Below are 23,356 nucleotides of genomic sequence, written 5' to 3' on the forward strand. Positions count from 1 at the left end.
TCATCTGACGACCGCGGCGGGAACGACCGGAAGCAGAACCGAGCGGAACCAGAACCAAGCGGAACCAGAACCAAGCGGAACCAGAAGCCGGACGAAAGAAACCGGGGGCGCCCGCCATCACGGCGAGCGCCCCCGGTCAGCGCCTTCACGCCCGATCGAGCGACGCCCCGTCCGACCCGCCACCGCCGTCCGAACCCGAAGTCGAGGACGAACCCGAAGTCGAGGACGAACCCGAGCCGCCGCCCGAGGCCGACCCGCCGTCCTCCTCCGAGGCCTTCCGCGGCACCCCCGCCGCCCGGTACGCCTCCTCCTCGTCCAGCGTCTCCGCCTCCAGCAGCGCCGCCGCCAGCGCGTCCAGCCGGTGCCGCTGCTCGGTCAGCAGCCGCACCGCGTCCTCGTAGCACTCGGCGACGATCCGCCGCGCCTCCTCGTCCACCGCGTCCAGCGTGGTGGGCGCGGCTGAGAGCCCGTACGCGCCCTGCGCATCCGCGGGCACCGCGGTGAGCCGCCCGACCCGCTCGCTCATCCCCCAGCGCCCGGCCATCCCGCGCGCGATGTTGGTGACCTGCTCCAGGTCGCTCTCCGCACCGGTGGTGATCACCCCGTACACCACCTGCTCGGCCGCCATCCCGCCCAGTGCGCCGATGATCCGGCCGCGCAGGTAGGGCTCGGTGTACGAGTAGCGGTCGTTCTCCGGGGTGGAGAGGGTGACGCCGAGGGCGCGGCCGCGCGGCACGATGGTGATCTTGCGGACCGGGTCCGCGCCGGGCTGGAGCATGCCCAGCAGCGCGTGCCCGCTCTCGTGGTAGGCCGTCCGCTCGCGCTCCTCCTGGGGCATCACCAGCGGCCGTACGGCGCCGAGTTGGACCTTCTCCAGGGCGTCCGAGAGGTCCCGCTCGTTGACCGCGTCCTGCTTGCGCTTGACGGCCAGCAGGGCCGCCTCGTTGACCAGGTTGGCGAGTTCGGCGCCGGTCATCCCGGGGGTCACCTTGGCCAGCTGGTTGAGGTCGGCGCTGCCGGCCAGCGGGACGGTCCGGGTGTGGATGGCCAGGATCGCGGCGCGGCCCTCCCGGTCGGGCGGGCTGACGGTGATCCGCCGGTCGAAGCGGCCGGGGCGCAGCAACGCCGGGTCGAGCACGTCCGCCCGGTTGGTCGCGGCGATCACGATGACGCCCTCGGAGCCGGAGAAGCCGTCCATCTCGGTGAGGATCTGGTTGAGCGTCTGCTCGCGCTCGTCGTGCCCGCCCGTGCCGCCGCCGGCGCCGCGCTGACGGCCGATGGTGTCGATCTCGTCGATGAAGATGATCGCCGGAGCGACCTTGCGGGCCTCGGCGAACAGTTCGCGCACCCGGCTGGCGCCGACGCCGACGATCATCTCGATGAACTCGGAGGCGGAGGCGGAGAAGAACGGCACGTCGGCCTCGCCGGCCACGGCCCGCGCCAGCAGGGTCTTGCCGGTTCCGGGCGGGCCGCTGAGCAGTACGCCGCGCGGCATCTTGGCGCCGAGCCTGCGGTACTGGTCGGGGTTCTTCAAATAGTCGACCACCTCGGTGAGTTCGGCCTCGACCTCATCGATGCCGGCCACGTCGGCGAAGGTGGTCCGCTTGCCCTGCTCGGCGGTGACCGGCTTGGGCGGGGCCTTGCGGCCGAGCGGCCCGGCGCCGAGACCGCCGGCCATCCGTCGGGCGAGCAGCACCCAGACGAAGATCAGCAGCAGCATCGGGGCGAGCGAGAGCAGCAGGTTGGTGAGGAAGCTGCGCTGCTGCACCGGTGAGGTGGCGGTGACCTCGACGCCCTGCTGTTGCAGGGTGGCCCACAGGTTGTCGCCCGCAAAGGAGGGGCGCTGGGTGTCGAACTCGGCGTAGCCCCCCTTGCCGCCGTCCGGCTTGGGCTGGGCGGTCTTGAGGGTGCCCTCGATCGCGTCGCCCTTGGAGTAGATCTTGGTGATGTTGCCCTTGTTCAGCTGGTTGTTGAACTCGGTGTAGGAGATCGTGGTGGCGCCCTCGTTACCGAAGAAGGACAGCAGCAGGTCGGAGATCAGGAACACCACGAGTGCGGTGAGGATGAGGCCCGTCCAGCCGCCGGGCATCCGGCGGCGGGGCGGCGGCGGGGGCGGCGCGCCCTCGGACCGCCAGGGCTGGTCGGGGGTCTGGCGCGACGGCACAGGTTCGGTCACCCACCGGACAATACGGACAGGCGCTCGAACGAGCCAACCGCAACGCCGCGCCCCACCGCTCCCACGGACCGCGCCACGGCCCCCACCAGCGGTTACGCCACGATGCCCGGCCATTCCTCGGCGGTCAGCGCGAAGCGCTCGTGGTCGCGCCAGTCCCCCTGCAGGAACAGCATCCGCGGCGTGAAACCCTCGTGCCGGAAGCCCAGCCGCTTGGCCATCGCGATCGAACGCTCGTTCTCCGGCTGCACGTTGATCTCCAGCCGGTGCAGGCCGAGACCGCCGGCCGACTGCGGGGCGAAGCAGCGCTCCAGGACCAGCCGCAGGCCCTCGGTCATCCGCCCGGTGCCGGCGAACGGCAGGTACGAGTCGTAGCCCAGCGCGCCGTTGCAGAACCGGCCCATCACGATGTTGGCGACGTTCACCTTGCCGACCAGCCCGCCGGTGTCCCGGTCGAAGATCAGGAAGGTGCGCAGCCCCGCCCCCTGGCGCTCCAGCAGCTCCGGCAGCCCGTCCGGCTCGACCGGGTTCCACCGCCCGATGTGCTCGGCGGACCGTCGGACCGCCTCGGCGTACACAACCTCGTCGTCGGCCCTCGGGGCCCTGATCATCACTCGCACGCCAACATCATCGGACATGCGAGCGGCCCGCCGCCCCGGAAATGCGGGACGACGGGCCGATCGGGGACGGAGCCGGGCCGGGGCCTACAGCATGTCCTTGAACTCCTTGGGCAGCTCGAAGTCGGCCGGGCCCTTGCCCGCGCCGAGGCCGAACGCGCCGCCGTCGGCCGGGCCCTGGGCGCCGCCCGCGCCGAGCGCGCGGCGCTCGGCGGCCGCGGCCTCCTCCTGCGCGCGCTTCAGCGGGTTGCCGCTCTTGCGCTTGCCCTTGGCCTGCGGGGCCTTCTTGGCGGACTTCTTCGCGCCGCCGCCCATCCCCGGGATCCCCGGCATGCCGGGCATGCCCTTGCCGGAGGCCATCGCGGACATCATCTTGCGGGCGTCGAAGAACCGCTCGACCAGGTTCTTCACTTCGCCGACCTGGACACCCGCACCCTTGGCGATACGGGCCCGGCGGGAGCCGTTGATCAGCTCCGGCTCGGCGCGCTCGGTCGGGGTCATCGACTTGATGATCGCGCCGACCCGGTTGACGTCCTTGTCGTCGATGTTGTTGATCTGCTCGCGGATCTGACCCATACCGGGCAGCATGCCGAGCAGCTTGGAGATCGAGCCCATCTTCTGGACCTGCTCCAGCTGCGACAGGAAGTCGTCCAGGGTGAACTGCTTCGGGCCGCCGCGCAGCTTGGCGGCGATCTTCTCGGCCTCGGCCTGCGAGAAGGTCTGCTCGGCCTTCTCGATCAGCGAGAGGACGTCACCCATGCCGAGGATGCGCGAGGCCATCCGGTCCGGGTGGAAGGCGTCGAAGTCGTCGACCTTCTCGCCGTTGGAGGCGAACATGATCTGCCGGCCGGTGACGTGCGCGACCGACAGCGCGGCACCGCCGCGGGCGTCGCCGTCGAGCTTGGAGAGCACGACACCGGTGAAGTCGACGCCGTCGAGGAAGGCCTGCGCGGTGGTGACCGCGTCCTGACCGATCATCGCGTCGACGACGAACAGGACCTCGTCCGGGTTCACCGCGGCGCGGATGTCGGCGGCCTGCTGCATCAGCTCGGCGTCGATGCCCAGGCGACCGGCGGTGTCGACGACGACGACGTCGTACTGCTTCTGCTTGGCGTACTCGATCGAGTCCTTGGCGACCTGCACCGGGTCGCCGACACCGTTGCCCGGCTGCGGCCCGTAGAAGGCCACACCGGCCCGCTCGGCGACCACCTGGAGCTGGTTGACGGCGTTGGGGCGCTGGAGGTCGCAGGCGACCAGCAGCGGGGTGTGCTTCTGCTTCTTGAGCCAGTGGCCGAGCTTGCCCGCGAGGGTGGTCTTACCGGCACCCTGCAGACCGGCGAGCATGATGACCGTCGGGCCGCTCTTGGCGAACCGCACGCGACGGGTCTCGCCGCCGAGGATCGCGATGAGCTCCTCGTTGACGATCTTGATGATCTGCTGCGCCGGGTTCAGCGCTCCGGAGACCTCGACACCGAGCGCCCGCTCCTTGACCTGCTTGATGAAGGCCCGGACGACCGGCAGCGCGACATCCGCCTCCAGCAGCGCGATGCGGATCTCGCGGGCGGTGGCGTCGATGTCCGCCTCGCTCAGGCGGCCCTTGCCCCGGAGGTTCTTGAACGTCGCTGCGAGGCGATCGGAAAGGGTGTCGAACACGTCGGCGCGGGTCCTCTGCGGCATCGGTATCGGTACGGTCGTCGTCCCCCAGGGTATCCGGCCACCCCGGGTACGGTCTCCTCCCCTGTCGGAACCGCTGTCGGAACCCTTGTCGGAACCCCTGCCCGGGCGGGCTCTCAGCCCAGCGCCGCCCGGACCGCCACCACCACCTCACCGGCCCGCTCTGCGGTGAGCGGACGGCCCTCCGCGTCGGTCAGGTAGAACGAGTCCACGGCCTCCGCGCCCAGCGTGGAGACGTGCGCGGTGCGCACCCGCACCCCCGCCCCGTCCAGCGCCCGGCCGATCCGGTGCAGCAGCCCGGGGGCGTCGTGCGCGCGGACCTCCAGCACGGTCGCGGTCGCCGAGGCCACCGCGGGCGCCACCGCGACCACCGGCGGCGGGGTGGGGATGCCCTTGCGGCGCGGGGCGGCGGCGTCCCGCTCGGCGAGGCGGCGGGAGACGTCCAGCGAGCCGTCCAGGGCCCGGCGCAGATCGGCGCGCAGCCGGGCGGCCTCCGGCAGCTCGCCGAACTCGGCGGCCACCCGCCAGGACAGCAGCAGCACCGGGCCCGCGCCGATCGGGTCCAGCTCGCGCAGCCCTGCCGAGCGGACGGTCAGCCGGTGCAGCGCCAACACCCCGGCGACCGTGCCGAGCAGCCCGGGCCGGTCCGGTACGGCCAGGGTCAGCTCGACGCCCATCGGCTCGGTGCCCGGGTCCGCCCCATCGACCTGGGCCAGCAGCGACAGCGCGGGAGTGCCGGTGCGCGCGGCCTCGACCGCGAGCCGCTCCTGCTCGGCGGAGGGCGCCCCCTCCGCGGGTGCCCCGCCGGCCCCGGCGAGCTGGGCGGCGGCCCGGGCCACCAGGCCGTCCACCAGCGAGGCCCGCCAGCTGCTCCACGCGGCCGGGCCGGTGGCCAGCGCGTCCGCCTCGGTGAGCGCGTGCAGCAGCTCCAGCTCCACCGGGGTGCCGACGACCTTGGTGATCGCCTCCACGGTGGCCGGGTCGTCCGGGTCGCGCCGGGTCGCGGTGTCGACCAGGGTCAGGTGGTGGCGGACCAGCACCGCCAGGGTCTCGGTGTCCTCGGCGCCGAAGCCCATCCGGACGGCCAGGTCCCGGACGATCACCTCGCCGGCCTCGCTGTGGTCGCCGGGCCAGCCCTTGCCGATGTCGTGCAGCAGCGCGGCGACCAGCAACAGGTCCGGCCGGGCCACCCGGCGGGTCATCGCGGCGGCCCGCACGGCCGTCTCGACCAGGTGCCGGTCCACCGTCCAGCGGTGCACCGCGTTGCGCTGCGGACGGCAGCGCACCCGCTCCCAGTCCGGCAGCAGCCGGGTGACCAGCCCCTCCGCCTCCAGCGCCTCCCACACCGGGACGGCCGCCTCCCCGGCGCCGAGCAGGGTGACCAGCTGCTCGCGCGCCTCGTCCGGCCAGGGCACCGGCAGCGGTCGGCACTCGGTGGCCAGTCGGCGCACCGTCGCGTACGAGACGGTCAGCCCGTTCTGCGCGGCGGCGGCCGCGGCGCGCAGCGGCAGCACCGGGTCGGCGGCCGGGCGGGCGGCCTGGGCGAGCACCGCCTCGCCGTCCTGCTCGACCACGCCCTCGGCGAGCGGACGGCGCTCGACGGTGCCCCGGGCCACCGCGCCGGTGCCCCGGCCGACGCCGGTGAACGGGATGGCCAGCCGGCCCACCCGGCGGCCCCGGCCGGACCGGGCGGCCAGTATCCGCTCCACCGCCCGCCAGGTGACGTCGCTCGCGTAGGCGATGGTCCGGGCGGCCTCGTAGACCTGGCGCAGCAGGGTGTCCGCGTCCAGCACGCCGAGCCGCTCGGCGACCTGGTCCTGGTCCTGGAGGCTGAGCCGCTCGGTGGACCGGCCGGTGGCCAGGTGCAGCGCGTCGCGGACGTCGGCCAGCCGCAGCGCGGCGGCGTCCAGGCCGTCCCGGGGCGCGTCGGCGAGCCAGGTGGCGGCGATCGCGTCCAGCGCGACGAGGTCGCGCAGCCCGCCGCGGGCCTCCTTGAGGTCGGGCTCCAGCAGGAAGGACAGCTCGCCGTGCCGCTCGGCCCGCTCCCGGCCCAGCTCGCGCAGCTCGGGCAGGCGCGCGGGGGCGCTGGCGCGCCAGTCGGTGAGCACCGCGGAGCGCAGCGCGGCGGTGAGCGCCGAGTCCCCGGCGAGGTGGCGGGCGTCCAGCAGGCCGAGCTGGGCCTTGAGGTCGGCGGCGGCGACGGAGCGGGCCTCGGCGACGGTGCGCACCGAGTGGTCGAGCTTGGCGCCCGCGTCCCAGACCGGGTACCAGATCCGTTCGGGCAGCTCACGGGCGATCGGGACGTCGTGCAGCAGCAGGACGTCCAGGTCGCTGCGCGGGGACAGTTCGCCGCGCCCGTAGCCGCCGACGGCGACCAGCGCGACACCGGAGGCGGGGGCGTCGGCGGCGGCGAGCAGCCCGGCCAGCCAGTCGTCCGTGAGCCGGGCGAGCGCGGCGCGGCGGGGGCGGCCGGTCAGACCGGGCCGGTCGAGCAGCTCGGCCCGGGCGGCGGCGTGGTCGGAGGGGTCGGAGTGGCTGGTCTCGGTGGTCATGCGCGTGGGTCCCGTCCGTCAGGTGGGCCGCCGAGCGGCCGATCGGGGCGCCGTACGGCCTGCGGCCCGGCCGGGCGCCGATACGCCGTCGGCGGGCCCGCGCCCCCGTGGGGAGGGGCGCGGGCCCGCCGATCGGTCAGGGCCTCACAGGGCGTCCGGCCCGCGTTCGCCGGTGCGGACCCGGACGGCGGTGTCGACCGGGATGCTCCACACCTTGCCGTCGCCGATCTTCCCCGTCCGGGCGGCCTTCACCAGGACGTCGATCAGGTCGTCGGCGTCCTCGTCCTCGACCAGGACCTCGATCCGGATCTTCGGCACCAGGTCCACGGTGTACTCGGCGCCCCGGTAGACCTCGGTGTGGCCGCGCTGGCGGCCGTAGCCGCTGGCCTCGGTGACGGTCAGGCCGTGGACCCCGAAGGCCTGCAGGGCGGCCTTCACCTCGTCCAGGCGGTACGGCTTGATCACGGCGGTGATGAGCTTCATCAGGCGTCGACCTCGGTCTTCTCGGCGGTCTTCTCGGCGGTCTTCTCGGCGGGCTTCTCGACGGGCTTCTCGGCGGGCTTCTCGGCGGGCTTCTCGGCGGACACGGCGACCGGCGCGAAGGCCACGCCGCCCAAGCCCGGCAGGGCTCGGGCCAGGCCCGCGCCCACGGCGCTGAAATCGTAGGCGGACTCGGCGTGTTCGGCCTGGTCGATGCCGGCCACCTCGACCTCCTCGGCGACCCGGAAGCCGACCAGCTTGTCGACCGCCTTCGCCAGCAGCCAGGACAGCACGAACGAGTACGCCGCGACCACCGCCACGCCCATCGCCTGCTTGCCGAGCTGGCCCAGCCCGCCGCCGTAGAACAGGCCCTTGGCGGTCTGGCCGACCCCGCCGGTGGCGAACAGGCCGATCAGCAGCGAGCCGATCGCCCCGCCCACCGCGTGCACGCCCACCACGTCGAGCGAGTCGTCGAAGCCCCAGCGGTACTTCAGCGAGACGGCGGCGGCGCAGACCGCGCCCGCGATCAGGCCGATCGCCACCGCGCCGAGCGGGCTGACCGAGCCGCAGGCCGGGGTGATCGCGACCAGGCCGGCCACCGCGCCGGAGGCGGCGCCCAGGGTGGTGAACGCGCCGTGCTTGAGCTTCTCGTAGATCAGCCAGCCGACCAGCGCCGCGCCGGTGGCGACCTGGGTGTTGACGAAGGCCATCGCGGCGACGCCGTTGGCGGCCAGCGCCGAACCCGCGTTGAAGCCGAACCAGCCGAACCACAGCAGCCCGGAGCCGAGCATCACCAGCGGCAGGCTGTGCGGGCGCATCGGGTCCTTCTTGAAGCCGACCCGCTTTCCCAGCACCAGGCAGAGCGCGAGGCCCGCGACACCGGCGTTGATGTGCACGGCCGTCCCGCCGGCGAAGTCGATCACGCCGTTTCTGTCGCCGAGCCAGCCGCCATTGCCGTTGTCGAAGAAGAACACCCAGTGCGCGACCGGGAAGTAGACGATCGTTACCCAGAGGGCGATGAACAGGCCCCAGGCGGCGAACTTGGCCCGGTCCGCGATGGCGCCGCTGATCAGCGCCGGGGTGATGATCGCGAACATCAGCTGGAAGACCGCGAACGCGGTCACCGGGATGGACCCGGTCAGCTCGTTCAGCCCGATGCCGCGCATCCCGAGGAAGTCCAGGTTGCCGATGAGTCCGGCGAAGGAGTCGGGCCCGAAGCTGAGCGAGTACCCGTAGAGGACCCAGAGCACGCTGACGATGCCGAGCGAGAGAAAGCTCATCGCCAGCATGTTCAGTGTGCTCTTGGCCCTGACCATGCCCCCGTAGAAGAAGGCCAGGCCCGGGGTCATCACCATGACCAGGGCCGCACTGATGAGCACGAAGGCGGTGTCGCCCGCGCTGAAGCCGTCCGGCATCGGCGTCTCCTCTGCGTGAAAGCCGCTCCTACCCCCGGGTACCTGTCCCGTGCCACCCGGGGTGGCGGCGATGAAGAGGAGAGTGCCGAAGGCTGGTTTCGGCCAGTGCGGTCCGTTGTTTCGCGGCCGTGACGCGTGCGACGCGCGGGTTACAGGCACGTGAACCGCGGCCCGGCCGCAGGGCCGGATGGCGTACCGTGCCGCCGCACGCCGCCACCGGCAGCGCTCTTCGGGGAGGAAATGCCACCAGCCGTGGCGACGGCGGCCGTCACGGTCGGTGGAGTCCTGTGCGGGGGGCGGTCAGACCACCGAGACGTACTCCGGGATGTCCTGGACCACCCGCTCCTTGAGCCGGCTCACCGCGTCCACGCCCTTGAACCGGGCAGCCGCGGCCTCCGTGGTCTTGCGCACCCGGGAGTTCAGCCGCTCCGAGCGCACCTTGGTGGCGATGTCCACCGCCTGCTCGGCGTACACCACCGCCTCCTCGGCCTCTCTCTGCAGCAGGTGCACGCTGGCCATGCCGACCAGGTTGAAGGCGTACGAGCGCACGTGGTCCTCGTCCTGACGGAACAGGTCGACGGCGCGCTCCATCACCGGCGCCGACAGCGAGGCGTACAGCTGGGCGTTGTCCGAGTGGTAGGCGAGGTCGCGGTAGGAGTGCGCGTTCTCGGCGTTCAGCTCGGCCGGTGAGAAGAACTTCAGCCAGTCCGGGTCCCCGTCCCCCTCACGGATGTCGGTGAAGGTGTCCTCGGCCAGCCGGATCGCCCGGGCGCAGCGGTTCACCTCGCCGATGGTGGCGTAGGCGCGCGCCTCCATCGCGTACAGCAGGGACTGCTGGCGCGGGGTGGCGGTGTCCCGGCTGCCGTACTGCGCCAGGTGGATCAGCTCCAGGGCGTCCTCGCCCCGGTTGAGGTGGATCATCTGGCGGCTCATGTCGGTGAGGATCAGCGCGCCGAACGGGCGGTCACCGGCCTCCTTGGCCGCGTGCAGGGCCAGCACGTAGTACTTCTGCGCGCTCGGGTGCATCCCGACGTCGTAGGACATCCAACCGGCCAGGTGGGCGAGCTCGGCGGTGAGCCGGAACAGTCGCTTGGTGGTGTCCTCGGTGTACGTCTCCTGGAGCAGGTCGGTGACCTCGTGGAGCTGGCCGACCACGGCCTTGCGGCGCAGCCCGCCGCCGTTCTGGGCGTCCCACTGGCGGAACATGACCGTGGTCTGCTCCAACAGTTCCAGCTCGGGCTCGGAGAGTCGGCCGGTGAACGCCTCGCCGCCGTTGGCCGCGGTCAGGATCGGGGTGGGCATGCCGCCCGGGCCGGGGGCGAGCCAGCGCTGCATCGGCTCGATCAGCGCGGCGCCGGCGGTCAGCGCGAGCGAGGTGCCGAGGAAGCCCCGGCGGTTGAGCATCAGGTCGCTGCGGGAGTACTCGCTGATCAGCTGGACGGTCTGTGGGGCGCTCCACGGCAGGTCCACGCCGCCGCCCACGGTGGAGACCGGGATCGCGGCGCGCAGGCCGAGGTCCTCGACCGAGACCACCGAGCCGAAGCGCTCCGAGAACAGCTCCGACATGATCTTCGGGATCGGCTCGCGGGGCTGCTCGCCGTCGAGCCAGCGGCGCACCCGGGAGGTGTCGGTGGACACGTGGTGGGCGCCGATCTGCCGGGCCCGGCGGTTGACCTGGCGGGCCAACTCCCCCTTGGACCAGCCACTGCGGGCGAACCACGTGGTCAGCTTCTCATTGGGTTGCTTCTCTGCCATGGGAACGTCCCCATCCCGCCCGGCCCCTGAGGGGCCCCGATCGTGACCGCCCGACGGTTGCGGGCTCTTGCCAGACGTGCCGTGCCTGAGGTGTTGCGGTACCGCCTCGTCGTACTGGTGTGCCGTCGCACCGGACGGTGCGACGGCATCCCCAACTCCCGTTCCCCGACGGCCCGGAGCAGGTTCCTCGACGACGTCCGTGTGCTGAACGTAGTGCCCCGCGAGGTACCCGTGGGAGCGACCCTGGCGAAACGCCACCTTTCGCCACCCCCAGGGGTGAACCGAAGTCAAGGGGCACGCGCTTCACTGGATAGTCCCGACGGGTCCGGCATGTACGGGCCGCCAAGTCCCCCGGCCAACCCCGGAAGACCCGGCAGACCCGGCAATCCACCGCAGTCACAGGCGAGTTCGCCGCCCACTCGGGACAGCAGCAGCCTCACGCACACGACGATCCGGCATCGGCGCCGCCCCCACAAGGCGGCGCCCGAGGCGCACCACCGCAACAGGCGCACGCCAAGCGCCGCGCGCCGCCACCGCACAACGCACAACGCAACGGACAATCAACACACAGTCACCGTCCCGTAACCATCGGCAACGAGAACCTGTTGGGGGAGGCATGGACAACCTGTTCGGCGAACTTCGACTGGGGCACCTGCGGCTGGCACCGCTGGGCGCGCGCCGCCGCACCAAGGTCACCGCGTCCCAGGCCGCCGCGGAGTACACCGGCCGCTGGGGCTGGGCGGTCGCCACCGGCGACCCGGCCGGCTCCGTCACCGCCCCGACCCGCTGTCCCTGCGGCACCCACCGCTGCGCCGTGCCCGGCCTGCACCCCGTGCCGGGCACCGAGAGCCGGGCCCGCGCCGCCGGCGCCCAGGGCTCCGTACTGTTCCCCACCGGCCGCGCCTTCGACGTCCTGGACGTCCCCGAGCAGGCCGGTCTGCAGGCGCTGGTCCGGCTGGAGCGGATGGGCACCCAGGTCGGCCCGGTGCTCGCCCCGCCCACCGGCCGGCTGCAGTTCCTGGTCGCCGCCGGCACCGCCCGTCGACTGCCCGACCTGCTGTACCGGATGGGCTGGGACGACGCCGCGCTCGACCTGGCCTGCCACGGCGAGGGCAGCTACGTCGCTGCCCCGCCCACCGTCCTCGGCGGGCTCGGCCCGGTCCGCTGGCTGCGCCGCCCCACCCGCGACAACGCCGGCTGCCCGCCCGAGGCCCGGCTGCTGCTCGGCACCCTCGCCTACGCCTGCCACCGCAGCCGCGAGCGCACCGCCGAGCCCGCCTGGATCGCCTCCTAGGAGAGCGGGCACGCGAAAGGGCCCGCCCCCGGAGGAGCGGACCCTTCATCCGACGGGGAGCCCCGGTCAGTCCCCGATCAGCGCGTCCACGAACGCACCCGGCTCGAACGGCGCCAGGTCGTCCGCGCCCTCGCCCAGACCGATCAGCTTGACCGGCACGCCCAGCTCGCGCTGCACCGCGACCACGATGCCGCCCTTGGCGGTGCCGTCCAGCTTGGTCAGCACGATGCCGGTAATGTCCACCACCTCGGCGAACACCCGGGCCTGGATCAGGCCGTTCTGGCCGGTGGTGGCGTCCAGCACCAGCAGCACCTCGTCCACCGGGCCGTGCTTCTCGACGACCCGCTTGACCTTGCCCAGCTCGTCCATCAGGCCGGTCTTGGTGTGCAGTCGGCCGGCGGTGTCGATCAGCACGGTGTCCACGCCCTCGGCGATGCCCTCCTTGACCGCGTCGAAGGCGATCGAGGCCGGGTCCCCGCCCTCCGGGCCGCGCACGGTGCGCGCACCGACCCGCTCGCCCCAGGTCTGCAGCTGGTCGGCGGCGGCGGCACGGAAGGTGTCGGCGGCGCCGAGCACCACCCTGCGGCCGTCGGCGACCAGGACACGGGCCAGCTTGCCGGTGGTGGTGGTCTTGCCGACACCGTTGACGCCGACGACCAGGACCACGGCCGGGCCCTCCTCGTGCTTGACTGAGTGGACGGTGCGGTCGGCGTCCTCGCCGATCAGCCCGACCAGCTCCTCGCGCAGCAGCGCGCGCAGTTCCTCGGGCGTCCGGGTGCCGAGCACCTTCACCCGGGTGCGCAGCCGCTCGACCAGCTCCTGGGTCGGCGCGACGCCGACGTCGGCGGTGAGCAGGGTGTCCTCGATCTCCTCCCAGGTGTCCTCGTCCAGGTGCTCGCGGGAGAGCAGCGAGAGCAGGCCCTTGCCGATCGAGTTCTGCGAGCGGGAGAGCCGAGAGCGCAGCCGGACCAGCCGGCCGGCGGTGGGCTCGGGGACCTCGACGGCGGGCACCGCCTCGGCCTCGGCGGCCTCGACCTCGGGGGCCTCGACCTCGGGGGCCTCGACCTCGGCGGCCTCGACCTCGGGGGCCTCGACCTCGGGGGCCTCGGGGACCGCCGGGAGTTCCACCTCCTCGACGGTGCGGCGGGGCTCCTCGGTGGGCGGCGCGGCCTCCTCGCCGACCTGGGGCTCCGGCGGGGTGGTCTTCGGCGCCGTGATGACCGGCGCCTGCGACTTCGGGGGCAGCTGCTGGCGTCGTCTGCCGGAAACGACGAGGCCCGCGATCGCGCAAATGGCGATCACGGCGATGACTACGGCAAGGATCACGTATTCCACATCAGTTTCCTTCGCTTGTTCCCACGACAGAATGATCCTTCGGCTTTCGACGCACGAAGCGCTGCCGCTCCCTCACGCCGGCCACTGCGCCGTCCGGCACCGGTCAGGGCTTGGCCGTCACGAGGTCGTCAGACGACTGAGTGAGAAGCCCCCTCACACCTGAGGGGTAGGAGTCACAACGCCCCCCAGTATCCGTGATCGGGGGTCGCAGGCGGGCATGTGCCCGACATCGGCTGGCGGGTCTCAATCCGTCGGCTCCGGGACGGCACCGCGAGGCTTCCGCTCGCGGTGCTCCTCCCGCAGCCGCTGGCTGATCACCTGGGAGATCCCGTCGCCCTTCATGGTCACGCCGTACAGGGCGTCGGCGGACTCCATGGTCAGCTTCTGGTGGGTGATCACGATCAGCTGGGAGCTCTCCCGCAGCTCCTCCATGATCCCGATCAGCCGGCGCAGGTTGGTCTCGTCCAGCGCCGCCTCCACCTCGTCCATCACGTAGAACGGGCTGGGCCGGGCCTTGAAGATCGCCACCAGCAGCGCCACCGCGGTCAGCGAGCGCTCGCCGCCGGACAGCAGCGACAGCCGCTTGACCTTCTTGCCCGGCGGGCGGGCCTCCACCTCGACCCCGGTGGTGAGCATGTTGTCCGGATCGGTCAGGACGAGCCGCCCCTCGCCGCCCGGGAAGAGCCGGGCGAAGACGCCCTCGAACTGGGCGGCGGTGTCGTGGTACGCCGAGGTGAACAGCTGCTCGACCCGCTGGTCCACGTCCCGGACGATGTCCAGCAGGTCGCGCCAGCTGCGCTTGAGGTCGTCCAGCTGCTCGCCGAGGAACTGGTGGCGCTCCTCCAGCGCGGCGAACTCCTCCAGCGCCAGCGGGTTGACCTTGCCGAGCTGCTGGTAGGCCTTCTCGGCGGTCCTCAACCGCTTCTCCTGCTCGGCCCGGACGTACGGGTACGGTTCCCCCGGCTCCTTCCCCTCCTCGGCTGCGACATCAGCGGCTGACGCCGCGGGCGACGGCGGGACGGGCTGGTCCGGCCCGTACGAGGCGAGCAGCTCGCCCCCGTCGATGCCGAACTCCTCCAGCGCCCGGGCCTCCAGCTGCTCGATCCGCAGCCGCTTCTCGGCCCGCAGCACCTCGTCCCGGTGCCCGGCGTCGACCAGCTTGTCCAGCTCCTCCTTGAGGCCCCGGCCGTGCTCGCGGTGTTCGCGCAGTTCGTGCTCGCGCTCGGCGCGTGCCTGTTCGACCGCCGCGCGCCCGGCGTCGGCGCGGGCCAGCGACACCTCCAGGCAGGCCAGCAGCTGCCGGGCGCCCGCCGCGACGGCCTTCGCCACCCCGGCGTCGTGCTCGGCGCGCCGACGGCGGTCGGCGGCCCGGGCGCGCGCCTCCCGCTCGGCGCGGGCGGCACGGTCCAGCTGGTCGGCCCGGCCGGCCAGGGCGCGGACCCGCTCCTCGTGGGTGCGTACGGCGAGCCGGGCCTCCAGTTCGGCCTGCCGGGCGGCCGAGGCGGCCTCGGCCAGCCGCTGCTGCTCGGCGGGGTCCGGCTCGTCCTCCCCCGCGTCCGCCGACTCCTCGGCCACGGCCAGTCGTTCGGCCAGCTCCTCGGCGGTGAGCAGTAGTTCGGCCAGGCCCTGTTCGGCCCGGGCGGCGGCGGCCGACAGCCGCTCGGCCTCCCCGACGGCGGCGCGGGCCTGCCCGCCGAGGCGGCCGAGCGCACCGGCCACCTGGGCCCGCTCCTTCTCCGCCTGCCGCCGCAGCTCGGCGAGTTGCTCCACCTCGGCGGCCGACTCCCGCCGCAGCTCGGCGAGTTCGGCCAGCCGCTCGGCCGACTCGGCGCAGCACAGGGTGAGCTCCCCGATCGCCCGACCCGCCTCGTCCACCGCCGCCTGGGTCTCCAGCAGGCTCGGCGCGCCGCCGGAGCCGCCCTGTGCGAATCCGGCGCCCAGCCGGTCCCCGTCGGCGGTGACGGCGGTCAGCCCGGGGTGGTCGGCGACCAGTCGCAGCGCCCGGTCCAGGTCGGCGACCACCGCCACCCCGGACAGCAGGTTCCGGATGGCTGCGCGCAACTCGGCCGGGCCGTCCACCAGTTCGGCCGCCCACCGGGCCCCTTCCGGCAACTGCCCGCCCGGCAACCCCCCGCGCGCATACGGAACTTCCGGAGCACCGGCGATCAACAGCGCGGCCCGCCCGGCGTCCTGCTCGCGCAGCAGCCGCAACGCCCCGGCTGCGGCGGTCGGCGAGTCCACGGCCACCGCGTCGGCCGCCGCTCCGAGCGCCGCGGCGACCGGCACCTCGTACCCGGCCTCGATCCGCAGCAGCGCGGCCGCCGGGCCGAGCAGCCCGGTCAGCCGCTCCCCCGCGTCCAGCAGCGCCCCGGTGCCGTCCTTGCGGCGCAGTCCGAGCGAGAGCGCCTCGTGCCGCGCGGTGAGTGCGGCCCGTTCGCGCTCGGCGGCCCCGGCCGCCTCCCGGGCGGCGGCCAGCTCCCGTTCCAGGGCGGCCAGCCGCTCCCGGGCCGCCCGGTGCCCGGCCTCGGCCTGCTCGTCGTCCCCGGCCAGGCAGTCCACCTGCTGCTGGAGCTCGTCCAGTTCGCCCTGGGCGGCCTCGGCGCGCAGCAGCGCCTCGTCCCGGGCTTCGGTGAGCCGGCCGATCTCGGCCTCGGCCGAGGTCGCCTTGGAGCGGGCGGCGGCGGCCTGCCCCTGCAGTCGAGCGAGGCCTTCCCGGCGGTCCGCGATGGCCCGGGCCGCGTCCCGCAGCCGGCGTTCCTCGGCGGCCAGCCCGCGTTCCAGCCCGCCCTTGCGCTCGACCGCCTCGGCCAGCGCGTACTGGGCCTCCTCCAGCGCCTCGACGAGGGCGGCTTCCTCCTCGCGGACCCGCTCGGCCTCCCGCTCCAGCTCCTCAGGGTCGCGGCCGCGCCGCTCCTCGCCCTGTCCCCCGGCGGCGGCGTGCCGGGCCCGGGCCTCGGCCAGTCCGATCGTGCCGCGGGTGCGCTCGGCGAGCGCGGAGAGCCGGTACCAGGTCTGCCGGGCGGTCTCCAGGCTAGGGCCGAGCTGCTGGACCTGCGCTTCCAGGACCCGTTCGCGCTGCACCGCGCGGGCCAGCTCCTGTTCGACGGTGGTCCGGCGCAGCCGCAGCGCCAGTTCGTCGGCGACCTCGGCCTCGACGGCCCGGCGCAGGGTGAGCAGGTCGTCGGCGAGCAGCCGCAGCCGGGCGTCGCGCAGGTCGGCCTGGATGCCGGCGGCACGGCGGGCGATCCTGGCCTGCCGGCCGAGCGGTCCGAGCTGGCGGCGCAGTTCGGCCGCCAGGTCCTGGACCCGGTTGAGGTTGGCCTGCATCGCGTCCAGTTTCCGCAGCGCCTTCTCCTTGCGCTTGCGGTGCTTGAGGACGCCGGCCGCCTCCTCGATGAAGGCGCGTCGGCCCATCGGGTCGGCGTGCAGCACGGAGTCGAGCTGGCCCTGCCCGACGATGACGTGCATCTCGCGGCCGATGCCGGAGTCGGAGAGCAGTTCCTGGATGTCCAGCAGGCGGCAGGTCTCGCCGTTGAGGCCGTACTCGCTGCCGCCGTTGCGGAACATGGTCCGGGTGATCGTCACCTCGGAGTAGTCGATCGGCAGGGCGCCGTCGCTGTTGTCGATGGTGAGGCTGACCTCGGCGCGGCCGAGCGGGGCGCGCCCGCTGGTCCCGGCGAAGATGACGTCCTCCATCTTGCCGCCGCGCAGCGACTTGGCCCCCTGCTCGCCCATCACCCAGGACAGTGCGTCGACCACGTTCGACTTGCCGGAGCCGTTCGGGCCGACGACGCAGGTGATGCCCGGCTCGAAGCGCAGGGTGGTGCTGGAGGCGAAGGACTTGAATCCGCGCAGCGTCAGACTCTTCAGGTGCACGCGGCCGGTCTCCTCAATCACTCACGACAGGGACCGACTGTATCCGGAGCCCGACACGACGAAGGGACGCCACATCCGGGCGTCCCTTGCAAAGCTGCGTCCCTTTCGGGGCGGCTCAGTGCACAGCGGCGTCGATCTGCGAGGACCGGGGCGGGGCTCAGGTGAGAGCCGGCTCCCGCTGGTCCAGATCGATGCTGTTGAGCAGCGAGTGCTCACTAGCGACAGCGGTGAGAGCGTCGTTCTCAGCCTGCATCCGAAGGAGCTCGGCTTCAAGGGCCTGGACGCGCTGCTGGAGCCGTCGCATCTCGGAGAGCATTCGCGGGTCGGGGCCGCCGACGTACCCGAGAAGCGCCTTTGCCATGATGAATGGTCCTCCACGCTGAGTGACCGAACCGGAACGGTACAGGTCTAGGGGGAAGGGGGACGCACGCGCGGCGCGCACCGGAAGTGCTGGCTGGGCACTACGGCACAACCACCGTGAGCTGGACTCACGAGGGCATGTGCCTACCGGGAAACGCGATCGTGTGCGCGGGCTTCAAGCGTCTCACCAAAGACGGTACGGGTCAACACGATCACCGCACGCTACCGCGCCCCTGTCACCTGCCCGGCGGTGTCGTCACGCCTGGGGGCTCGGGCCCGGGTCCACCACGTGCTCGTGGATCATCGTTCGATGCGGAGTCAACCACGAGTCTGCCCGAATGGCAACCGTATGACACCGGCGGTTGCCGATCATTTCCCGGAAGCGACGGTGTCGGGCCGGAAAACAGCGGCTCAGCGGACCTCGAAGCCCTCGTAACCTGCGCTGACGGCGGTCCAGATCTCGGTCACGCCGCTCACCGCGCCGGGCGTGTCGGGGCCGCGCAGCAAGGTCAGCAGCTGCTCGCAGTCGGCGGCCAGGCCCTCGGCCACCACCTGCACCCGGCCGTCGCCGAGGTTGCCAGCGTAGCCGGTCAGACCGATCTCCAGCGCCCGCGCCCTGGTCCACCAGCGGAAGCCGACCTCCTGGACCTTCCCCCGGACCCAGGCGGTCACCCGGACCGGTTCATCACTGTGGGCGTCGCGACCGTGCATGCCCCGACCCTAGCCGGGCAGCGCGGCCGGTCACAGCTCCACAGGGCCCTCGACCGTCCAACCCGGGGGTGTGCACCTCGGCGTGCGGCTCGCCGCGGCGGGCCTCGCGGCCGCAGGTGCGGCAGACCCAGGCCGGGTAGGAGGGGTGCGGCTCGCGGCCCTCGGGCCCGTGCGCGAAGGTCACCAGGGAGTCCGGCACCAGCCAGCGGTCACCCCAGGTGCGCAGCGCGTGCGCGAGCGCGAAGTCCCGGCCGGCCTCGGTGAGGTGGTACTCGTAGCGGAGCGGCCGCTCGCTGTACGCGCGGCGCTCGACCACCCCGGCCTCCTCCAGGGCCCGGGGCGATCCAGTCGAAGCGGTGGTTGCCGTAGAACAGCTCGCGCACCGCCAGCAGCGCCCACTTCTCGCCACCACCTGCGGCGCGGCCGCCATCGAGCACGGCCGGCCGGGGGCGGCGGCGAGGGTGCGGGCGTGCGGGGTGTCGGAGGTCACGGTGCCGGCGTGCCACACCGGGTTGGCTTCTCAAACCGCGTCACTCGGCCCCGCCCGAGGACGGCGAACGGCCCCGCCGGAAGAACCGGCGGGGCCGTGGGGTCAGGCTCGGATCAGCGGATCAGCGGATCACCAGTCGTCGCCACCGCCGCCGAAGTCACCGCCACCGCTCCAGTCGCTGCCGCTGAAGTCCGCGGCGTTGAAGTCGGCGCCGGTGTAGTCGCCGCCCTCGTAATGGTCCTGGTAGCCGTGGTGGCTCTCCATCATCGGCGACGCGGCGTAGGCCGGCTCGCTCATCATCGAGCCGAGCACGGTGCCGACCAGCAGGCCCGGCAACAGGCCGCCGCCGAAGCTGCTGTAGTACCCGCCCGCGTAGGGCGCGTAGGCCGGGCCGGCGTTCCAGTACGGCTGCGGGCCGTACTCGGTGTCGACGGTGCGGACCGCCGGGTCGAGACCGGCCGCGACCCGGTCGGCGTCGGCCTGGCAGACCGGGACGGAGCGGGCGGCGCCGCCGGCCGGGGCCCAGTCGACGTCCTTGACGGACGGGCCGTGCCGCGGGTCCATGAAGCACGGGGGCCGACGCTCGGGCAGCGGGCGCTTCTCCCGCCGGGCCGCCAGGGTGGCCAACTGGAACCGGCCGTCCTCGATCGCCTCGGTGACCTGCTTGACGTCCTCGGGCTTCTTGGCCTCGTCCATCAGCCGCTTGGACTTCTCGTACGAGTCCAGCGCGCTGCTGTAGTCGGCGCGCTGGGCGTCGTCGGCGTCCGCCGCACGCGGGTTGAAGTCGAGCCGCTCCAGCTCGGTACCGAAGGCGGTGATGTCCTCGTCGACGACGCGGCGCAGCTGCTCCAGCTCGGCACGGGCCTTCTCCTCCTTGCGCTTCTTGGCGCGGCGGAAGAGGAAGAAGACGCCGGCGCCGGCCAGTGCCACCAGCACCACCGGGATGATCACCCAGGCGATCGAGGTGCTGTGGTTGACCCCGGTGCCCTTGGTCTGCGGGGCGGCCTGGTCGACGAAGTCGTTCAGGGTGGCGTTGATGTCACCCTTGTCGGCGCGGGCGACGGCGCCCCCGATCCGGTCCGCGACGCCGACGCCCATCGCGCCGCGGTCGGAGCGGGCCATGAAGCCGCTGGTGCCCCGCCAGACGCCGTAGACGCCGTCGATGCCCACCAGGGTGCGCAGGTCCGTCAGGACGGTGTCCTTGTTGGCGGCATCGGGGACGACCGCGATGAAGATCGGCTTGTCGGCCTTCTCGATCTTCTTGGTCAGGGCGTCCGCCTGGGCCTGGCTGAAGCGGTCCAGCATCTGCGGGGCGACGTAGACCTGCCCCTTCTTCAGGGTGGCCGCGGCGTCGCTCAGGCCGCCGGCGGCCGAGGCCGAGGGCGCCAGCAGGAGCATCAGCCCGAGCAGCGCCGCCACCAGGGCAAGTGGCCCGGCGCCCCGGGTACGTCGTGCAAGGGTTCTCATGCCCCCGACGCTACCGTGACCGGCGGCAGAGCACGGCATACCCTTCGCATACTGGTTATGACAGGATTCCCCGCCGTCCGCCGGGGCACTTCCCCTTCTCGCGGATGACGTTTCCCCCAGTCACCCCTGAGACGGGTGGGGCGTGGGAACCGCGCGAGTCGCCCGGAGGTACGTCCCGGCGGGCCCGGGGCGGTTCGGGGGCGGTCCGCGAAGGCCCGAGGGGGCGTGCCGACCGTACCGCGCGAGCGGGCATAGTGGTCCCGGGCCGCTGGTCCCATTACCTGTTCTTGAACCAACTCCCGATCGGAGCGCTCGGTGATCATCGGCCTCGTCACGGCCGTGGCGGCATCCGCCTGCTACGGCACCGGCTCGGTCCTTCAGGCCGTCGGATCCCGCCGTTCCGCCCGGGAGGAGGCGGCCAAGGGCGCCACCACCTCGACCACCGAGCACGGCGGACCGAGCCTGTCCTCCACCGCGAAGGCCGCCGTCACCTGGGAGTTCATCACCGGCTCGGTGCTCGACCTGATCGGCTTCGGGCTGGGCGCACTCGCCGCGCGGCTGCTGCCGCTGTTCCTCTCCCAGACCATCATCAGCGCCAACCTGGTGATCACCGCGGTGCTGAGCATCAAGCTGCTGGGCATCCGGCTCAAGCAGTTGGAGTGGGCCTCGATCGGCGTGCTCTGCTCGGCGCTGGTGCTGCTGGCCGTCTCGGCCGGCCCGGAGGGCGGCCACCACGCGGAGATGTCCTTCCACTGGTGGCTGCTGATCATCACCACGGTGCTGCTGGTCGGCGGCAGCCTACTGGTGCGCCGGATGGGCTCCAAGGGCGCGATCGTGGCCGGTCTGCTCTCCGGCCTCGGCTTCGGCGCCCTGGGCATCGGCGTGCGCGTCCTCAACGGCATCGACCCGTTCGACCTCGGCCGGCTGCTCTCCGACCCGGCGCTGTACGCGATCCTGCTCGGCGGCCTCGGCGGCATGTACGTGCACACCGTGGCGCTGCAGATCGGCTCGGTGAACGGCGCGACGGCCGCGCTGGTGGTCGGCGAGACGGTGCTGCCCGGCGTGGTCGGCGTGCTCTGGCTCGGCGACTCCTCCAAGGCCGGCCTGGGCTGGCTCGGCGTGATCGGCTTCCTGCTCGCGGTGGTCTCCGCCGTCGGCGTCGCCTACTTCGGCCAGGACACCCACGGTGCCCCGGCCGAGGATTCCGCCGCCCAGCCGGAACTCGCCAAGCAGTAGCGGCTCAGCCCCCGCTGCGGGTCCGCGGCACGCGCTGGCAGCGGGGGCAGAAGTAGCTTGAGCGGTTCATCCAGGCGGCCCGCCGGATCGGGGTGCCGCAGCGGCGGCAGGGCTCCTGCTCGCGGCCGTAGGCGTCGAGGTCTCGGGAGAAGTAGCCGCTCTCGCCGTTCACGTTGACGTAGAGGCTGTCGAAGCTGGTGCCGCCGACGGCGAGCGCCGCGGTCATCACGTCCCGGGCGCTGGCCAGCAGCAGGGCGGCCTGGGGGCGGGTGAGCGTCACGGTCGGGCGGTCGTAGTGCAGCTTGGAGCGCCACAGCGCCTCGTCGGCGTAGATGTTGCCGACACCGCTGATCAGGGTCTGGTCCAGCAGCGCCCGCTTGACCGTGGTGCGCCTGGCCCGCAGCGCGGCCGTGAAGGCCTCGTCGTCGAAGCGCGGGTCGAGCGGGTCCCGGGCGATGTGCGCGATGGAGACCGGCGTGCCCTCCGGGTCGCCCTCCTCGGCCTCCTCGACCGCCAGGCCGCCGAAGGTCCGCTGGTCGACGAAGCGCAGCTCGCGCCCGCCGTCGGTGAAGCGCAGCCGGACCCGCAGATGGGTCTCGTCCGGCGTCGACGGGTCCTGGACGAGCAGCTGGCCACTCATCCCGAGGTGGCCGATCAGTGAGAAACCCGCACCCGTGCCGGTCAGCGGCAGCCAGAGGTACTTGCCGCGCCGCTGGGCTGTGCCGAGGGTGGTGCCGGTCAGCCGCGCCGTGAAGTCGGCAGCGCCGGCCAGCTGGCGGCGCACCGCGCGCGGGTGCAGCACCTGGACGTCGGCGACGGTCCGCCCGGCGACCCAGTTCGCCAGACCACGGCGGACGACCTCGACCTCGGGAAGTTCGGGCACGGGAACAGGCCTCCTGCGGAAAAGGGGTCAGCAGGAGTGAAGGCTACTTCCAAGTCACGCGCCGGCGGGCAGCCGGTCGGCGTACTTCTCCTTGATCGCGCGCCAGGCGCTCTCGGCGGCCTTCTGCTCGGCTTCCTTCTTCGAGCGGCCGACGCCGCTGCCGAAGTCCTCGCCGGCCACCCGGGCCGCCGCGGTGAAGGTCTTCTCGTGGTCCGGGCCGGACTCCATGACCACGTACTCGGGCACCCCGATCCCCACCGAGGCGGTGAGCTCCTGGAGGCTGGTCTTCCAGTCCAGGCCGGCTCCCAGCTGAGAGGACTCCTCGATCAGCGGGTCGAACAGCCGGTGGACGAACTCGGTGGCCGCCTCCAGACCGCGGTCCAGGTAGACGGCTCCGATCACGGCCTCGACGGTGTCGGCGAGGATCGACGACTTGTCGCGGCCGCCGGTGCCCTCCTCGCCCTTGCCGAGCCGGATGAACGCGCCGAGGTCCAGACCCCGGCCGACGTCCGCGAGCGCGCGGGAGTTGACCACCGCGGCGCGCAGCTTGGCGAGCGTGCCCTCCGGGACGTCCGGGTGGACGCGGTAGAGGGTATCGGTCACCACCAGGCCCAGCACCGAGTCGCCGAGGAACTCCAGGCGCTCGTTGGTGGGCAGACCCCCGTTCTCGTACGCGTACGAGCGGTGGGTCAGGGCACGTACCAGAAGGGCGCGCTCAAGCGTGTACCCGAGGCGCCCTTCCAGGACGTCGTATTCGGTCGAAGCCGGCCCGCCGGCCTTGCCGCTGCCCGAAGAGCCCTTCGAGGCAGAGGACGCCTTGCGGGTGGAGTTACCGTCCGACATCGATCCGTACACCCCGCCGATCAGACCGAGAGGACCTGGCGACGGTTGTACGTGCCGCAGCTCGGGCACGCGATGTGGCCCAGCTTCGGCTCGTGGCAGCGGTCGCACGCCACGAGGGCCGGAACGACGGCCTTCCAGTTGGACCGGCGGTGGCGCGTGTTGCTGCGCGACATCTTCCGCTTCGGAACAGCCACG

18 protein-coding genes are annotated in these 23,356 nt (G+C 72.9%); 2 read left to right on the forward strand and 16 right to left on the reverse strand.

Features of this window, described 5'->3' with window-relative positions:
• Nucleotides 1-145: 145 nt before the first annotated feature.
• From ftsH to nsdA, 7 genes are all read right to left on the reverse strand, one after another.
• The gene (gene ftsH / locus ACWC9T_RS20145; protein WP_449822394.1) at nt 146-2,176 is read right to left on the reverse strand and encodes an ATP-dependent zinc metalloprotease FtsH; all 2,031 of its coding nucleotides are present in this window, start codon (nt 2,174-2,176) and stop codon (nt 146-148) included.
• A gap of 92 nt (nt 2,177-2,268) precedes the next feature.
• Nucleotides 2,269-2,811 carry a GNAT family N-acetyltransferase gene (locus tag ACWC9T_RS20150; protein WP_449822395.1) on the reverse strand — a complete coding sequence of 181 codons (543 nt, stop codon included), beginning with the start codon at nt 2,809-2,811 and terminating at the stop codon, nt 2,269-2,271.
• Between the two features lie 66 nt (nt 2,812-2,877).
• Complete coding sequence (gene ffh / locus ACWC9T_RS20155; RefSeq protein ID WP_449822417.1) at nt 2,878-4,443, reverse strand: signal recognition particle protein; 1,566 nt, start codon at nt 4,441-4,443, stop codon at nt 2,878-2,880.
• A gap of 137 nt (nt 4,444-4,580) precedes the next feature.
• A complete protein-coding gene (locus ACWC9T_RS20160; protein WP_449822396.1) occupies nt 4,581-7,016 on the reverse strand; it encodes a [protein-PII] uridylyltransferase in 2,436 nt (811 codons plus the stop codon).
• A gap of 144 nt (nt 7,017-7,160) precedes the next feature.
• Entirely contained in the window at nt 7,161-7,499 is a 339-nt protein-coding gene (locus ACWC9T_RS20165) for a P-II family nitrogen regulator (protein WP_270143771.1), read from the reverse strand.
• Nucleotides 7,499-8,911, reverse strand: a complete 1,413-nt coding sequence (locus ACWC9T_RS20170; protein WP_449822397.1) for an ammonium transporter — start codon at nt 8,909-8,911, stop codon at nt 7,499-7,501. The genes ACWC9T_RS20165 and ACWC9T_RS20170 overlap by 1 nt, the downstream gene beginning before the upstream one ends.
• A 300-nt stretch (nt 8,912-9,211) precedes the next feature.
• A complete protein-coding gene (gene nsdA, locus ACWC9T_RS20175) occupies nt 9,212-10,666 on the reverse strand; it encodes a transcriptional repressor NsdA (protein WP_449822398.1) in 1,455 nt (484 codons plus the stop codon).
• 616 nt (nt 10,667-11,282) lie between these two features.
• Between nsdA and ACWC9T_RS20180 the strand changes: the two genes are divergently transcribed.
• On the forward strand, nt 11,283-11,960 hold the full coding sequence (locus tag ACWC9T_RS20180) for a bifunctional DNA primase/polymerase (RefSeq protein ID WP_449822399.1): 678 nt from the start codon (nt 11,283-11,285) through the stop codon (nt 11,958-11,960).
• 66 nt (nt 11,961-12,026) lie between these two features.
• On the opposite strand, the gene ftsY is transcribed toward ACWC9T_RS20180, so the two are convergent.
• The 6 genes from ftsY to ACWC9T_RS20210 all read right to left on the reverse strand — a co-directional run bounded on the left by ftsY (nt 12,027) and on the right by ACWC9T_RS20210 (nt 20,199).
• Nucleotides 12,027-13,295, reverse strand: coding sequence for a signal recognition particle-docking protein FtsY (gene ftsY, locus ACWC9T_RS20185; protein WP_449822400.1), 1,269 nt, complete (start codon nt 13,293-13,295; stop codon nt 12,027-12,029).
• Between the two features lie 243 nt (nt 13,296-13,538).
• The gene (smc, locus tag ACWC9T_RS20190; RefSeq protein ID WP_449822401.1) at nt 13,539-17,171 is read right to left on the reverse strand and encodes a chromosome segregation protein SMC; all 3,633 of its coding nucleotides are present in this window, start codon (nt 17,169-17,171) and stop codon (nt 13,539-13,541) included.
• A 157-nt stretch (nt 17,172-17,328) separates the two neighbouring features.
• Entirely contained in the window at nt 17,329-17,532 is a 204-nt protein-coding gene (locus ACWC9T_RS20195; protein ID WP_449822402.1) for a hypothetical protein, read from the reverse strand.
• A 410-nt stretch (nt 17,533-17,942) separates the two neighbouring features.
• Nucleotides 17,943-18,242, reverse strand: coding sequence for an acylphosphatase (locus ACWC9T_RS20200; RefSeq protein WP_449822403.1), 300 nt, complete (start codon nt 18,240-18,242; stop codon nt 17,943-17,945).
• Nucleotides 18,217-18,732: a winged helix-turn-helix transcriptional regulator gene (locus tag ACWC9T_RS20205; RefSeq protein WP_449822404.1), complete on the reverse strand. Its 516-nt coding sequence runs from the start codon at nt 18,730-18,732 to the stop codon at nt 18,217-18,219. The genes ACWC9T_RS20200 and ACWC9T_RS20205 overlap by 26 nt, the downstream gene beginning before the upstream one ends.
• Nucleotides 18,733-18,861: 129 nt before the next feature.
• Nucleotides 18,862-20,199 (reverse strand): hypothetical protein, encoded by a 1,338-nt coding sequence (locus ACWC9T_RS20210; protein ID WP_449822405.1) that lies wholly within the window; start codon nt 20,197-20,199, stop codon nt 18,862-18,864.
• Nucleotides 20,200-20,514: 315 nt separating this feature from the next.
• Between ACWC9T_RS20210 and ACWC9T_RS20215 the strand changes: the two genes are divergently transcribed.
• The gene (locus ACWC9T_RS20215; RefSeq protein WP_449822406.1) at nt 20,515-21,435 is read left to right on the forward strand and encodes a hypothetical protein; all 921 of its coding nucleotides are present in this window, start codon (nt 20,515-20,517) and stop codon (nt 21,433-21,435) included.
• A 4-nt stretch (nt 21,436-21,439) separates the two neighbouring features.
• On the opposite strand, the gene mutM is transcribed toward ACWC9T_RS20215, so the two are convergent.
• The 3 genes from mutM to rpmF are packed head-to-tail and all read right to left on the reverse strand — an operon-like array spanning nt 21,440 to nt 23,355.
• Nucleotides 21,440-22,318, reverse strand: coding sequence for a bifunctional DNA-formamidopyrimidine glycosylase/DNA-(apurinic or apyrimidinic site) lyase (gene mutM / locus ACWC9T_RS20220; RefSeq protein ID WP_449822407.1), 879 nt, complete (start codon nt 22,316-22,318; stop codon nt 21,440-21,442).
• Between the two features lie 54 nt (nt 22,319-22,372).
• Nucleotides 22,373-23,161 (reverse strand): ribonuclease III, encoded by a 789-nt coding sequence (gene rnc / locus ACWC9T_RS20225; RefSeq protein WP_380612671.1) that lies wholly within the window; start codon nt 23,159-23,161, stop codon nt 22,373-22,375.
• 20 nt (nt 23,162-23,181) lie between these two features.
• Nucleotides 23,182-23,355 carry a 50S ribosomal protein L32 gene (gene rpmF, locus ACWC9T_RS20230; protein ID WP_030056747.1) on the reverse strand — a complete coding sequence of 58 codons (174 nt, stop codon included), beginning with the start codon at nt 23,353-23,355 and terminating at the stop codon, nt 23,182-23,184.
• Nucleotide 23,356: the final 1 nt, after the last annotated feature.

Source organism: Kitasatospora sp. NPDC001159 (assembly GCF_053598235.1).

Bases quoted from the DNA above. Each gene is read 5' to 3' on its own strand.
- ACWC9T_RS20150 (WP_449822395.1), bottom strand. From the start codon at position 2,811: ATGTCCGATGATGTTGGCGTGCGAGTGATGATCAGGGCCCCGAGGGCC.
- ACWC9T_RS20160 (WP_449822396.1), bottom strand. From the start codon at position 7,016: ATGACCACCGAGACCAGCCACTCCGACCCCTCCGACCACGCCGCCGCC.
- ACWC9T_RS20165 (WP_270143771.1), bottom strand. From the start codon at position 7,499: ATGAAGCTCATCACCGCCGTGATCAAGCCGTACCGCCTGGACGAGGTG.
- ACWC9T_RS20170 (WP_449822397.1), bottom strand. From the start codon at position 8,911: ATGCCGGACGGCTTCAGCGCGGGCGACACCGCCTTCGTGCTCATCAGT.
- nsdA (WP_449822398.1), bottom strand. From the start codon at position 10,666: ATGGCAGAGAAGCAACCCAATGAGAAGCTGACCACGTGGTTCGCCCGC.
- ACWC9T_RS20180 (WP_449822399.1), top strand. From the start codon at position 11,283: ATGGACAACCTGTTCGGCGAACTTCGACTGGGGCACCTGCGGCTGGCA.
- ACWC9T_RS20195 (WP_449822402.1), bottom strand. From the start codon at position 17,532: ATGGCAAAGGCGCTTCTCGGGTACGTCGGCGGCCCCGACCCGCGAATG.
- ACWC9T_RS20200 (WP_449822403.1), bottom strand. From the start codon at position 18,242: ATGCACGGTCGCGACGCCCACAGTGATGAACCGGTCCGGGTGACCGCC.
- ACWC9T_RS20210 (WP_449822405.1), bottom strand. From the start codon at position 20,199: ATGAGAACCCTTGCACGACGTACCCGGGGCGCCGGGCCACTTGCCCTG.
- rnc (WP_380612671.1), bottom strand. From the start codon at position 23,161: ATGTCGGACGGTAACTCCACCCGCAAGGCGTCCTCTGCCTCGAAGGGC.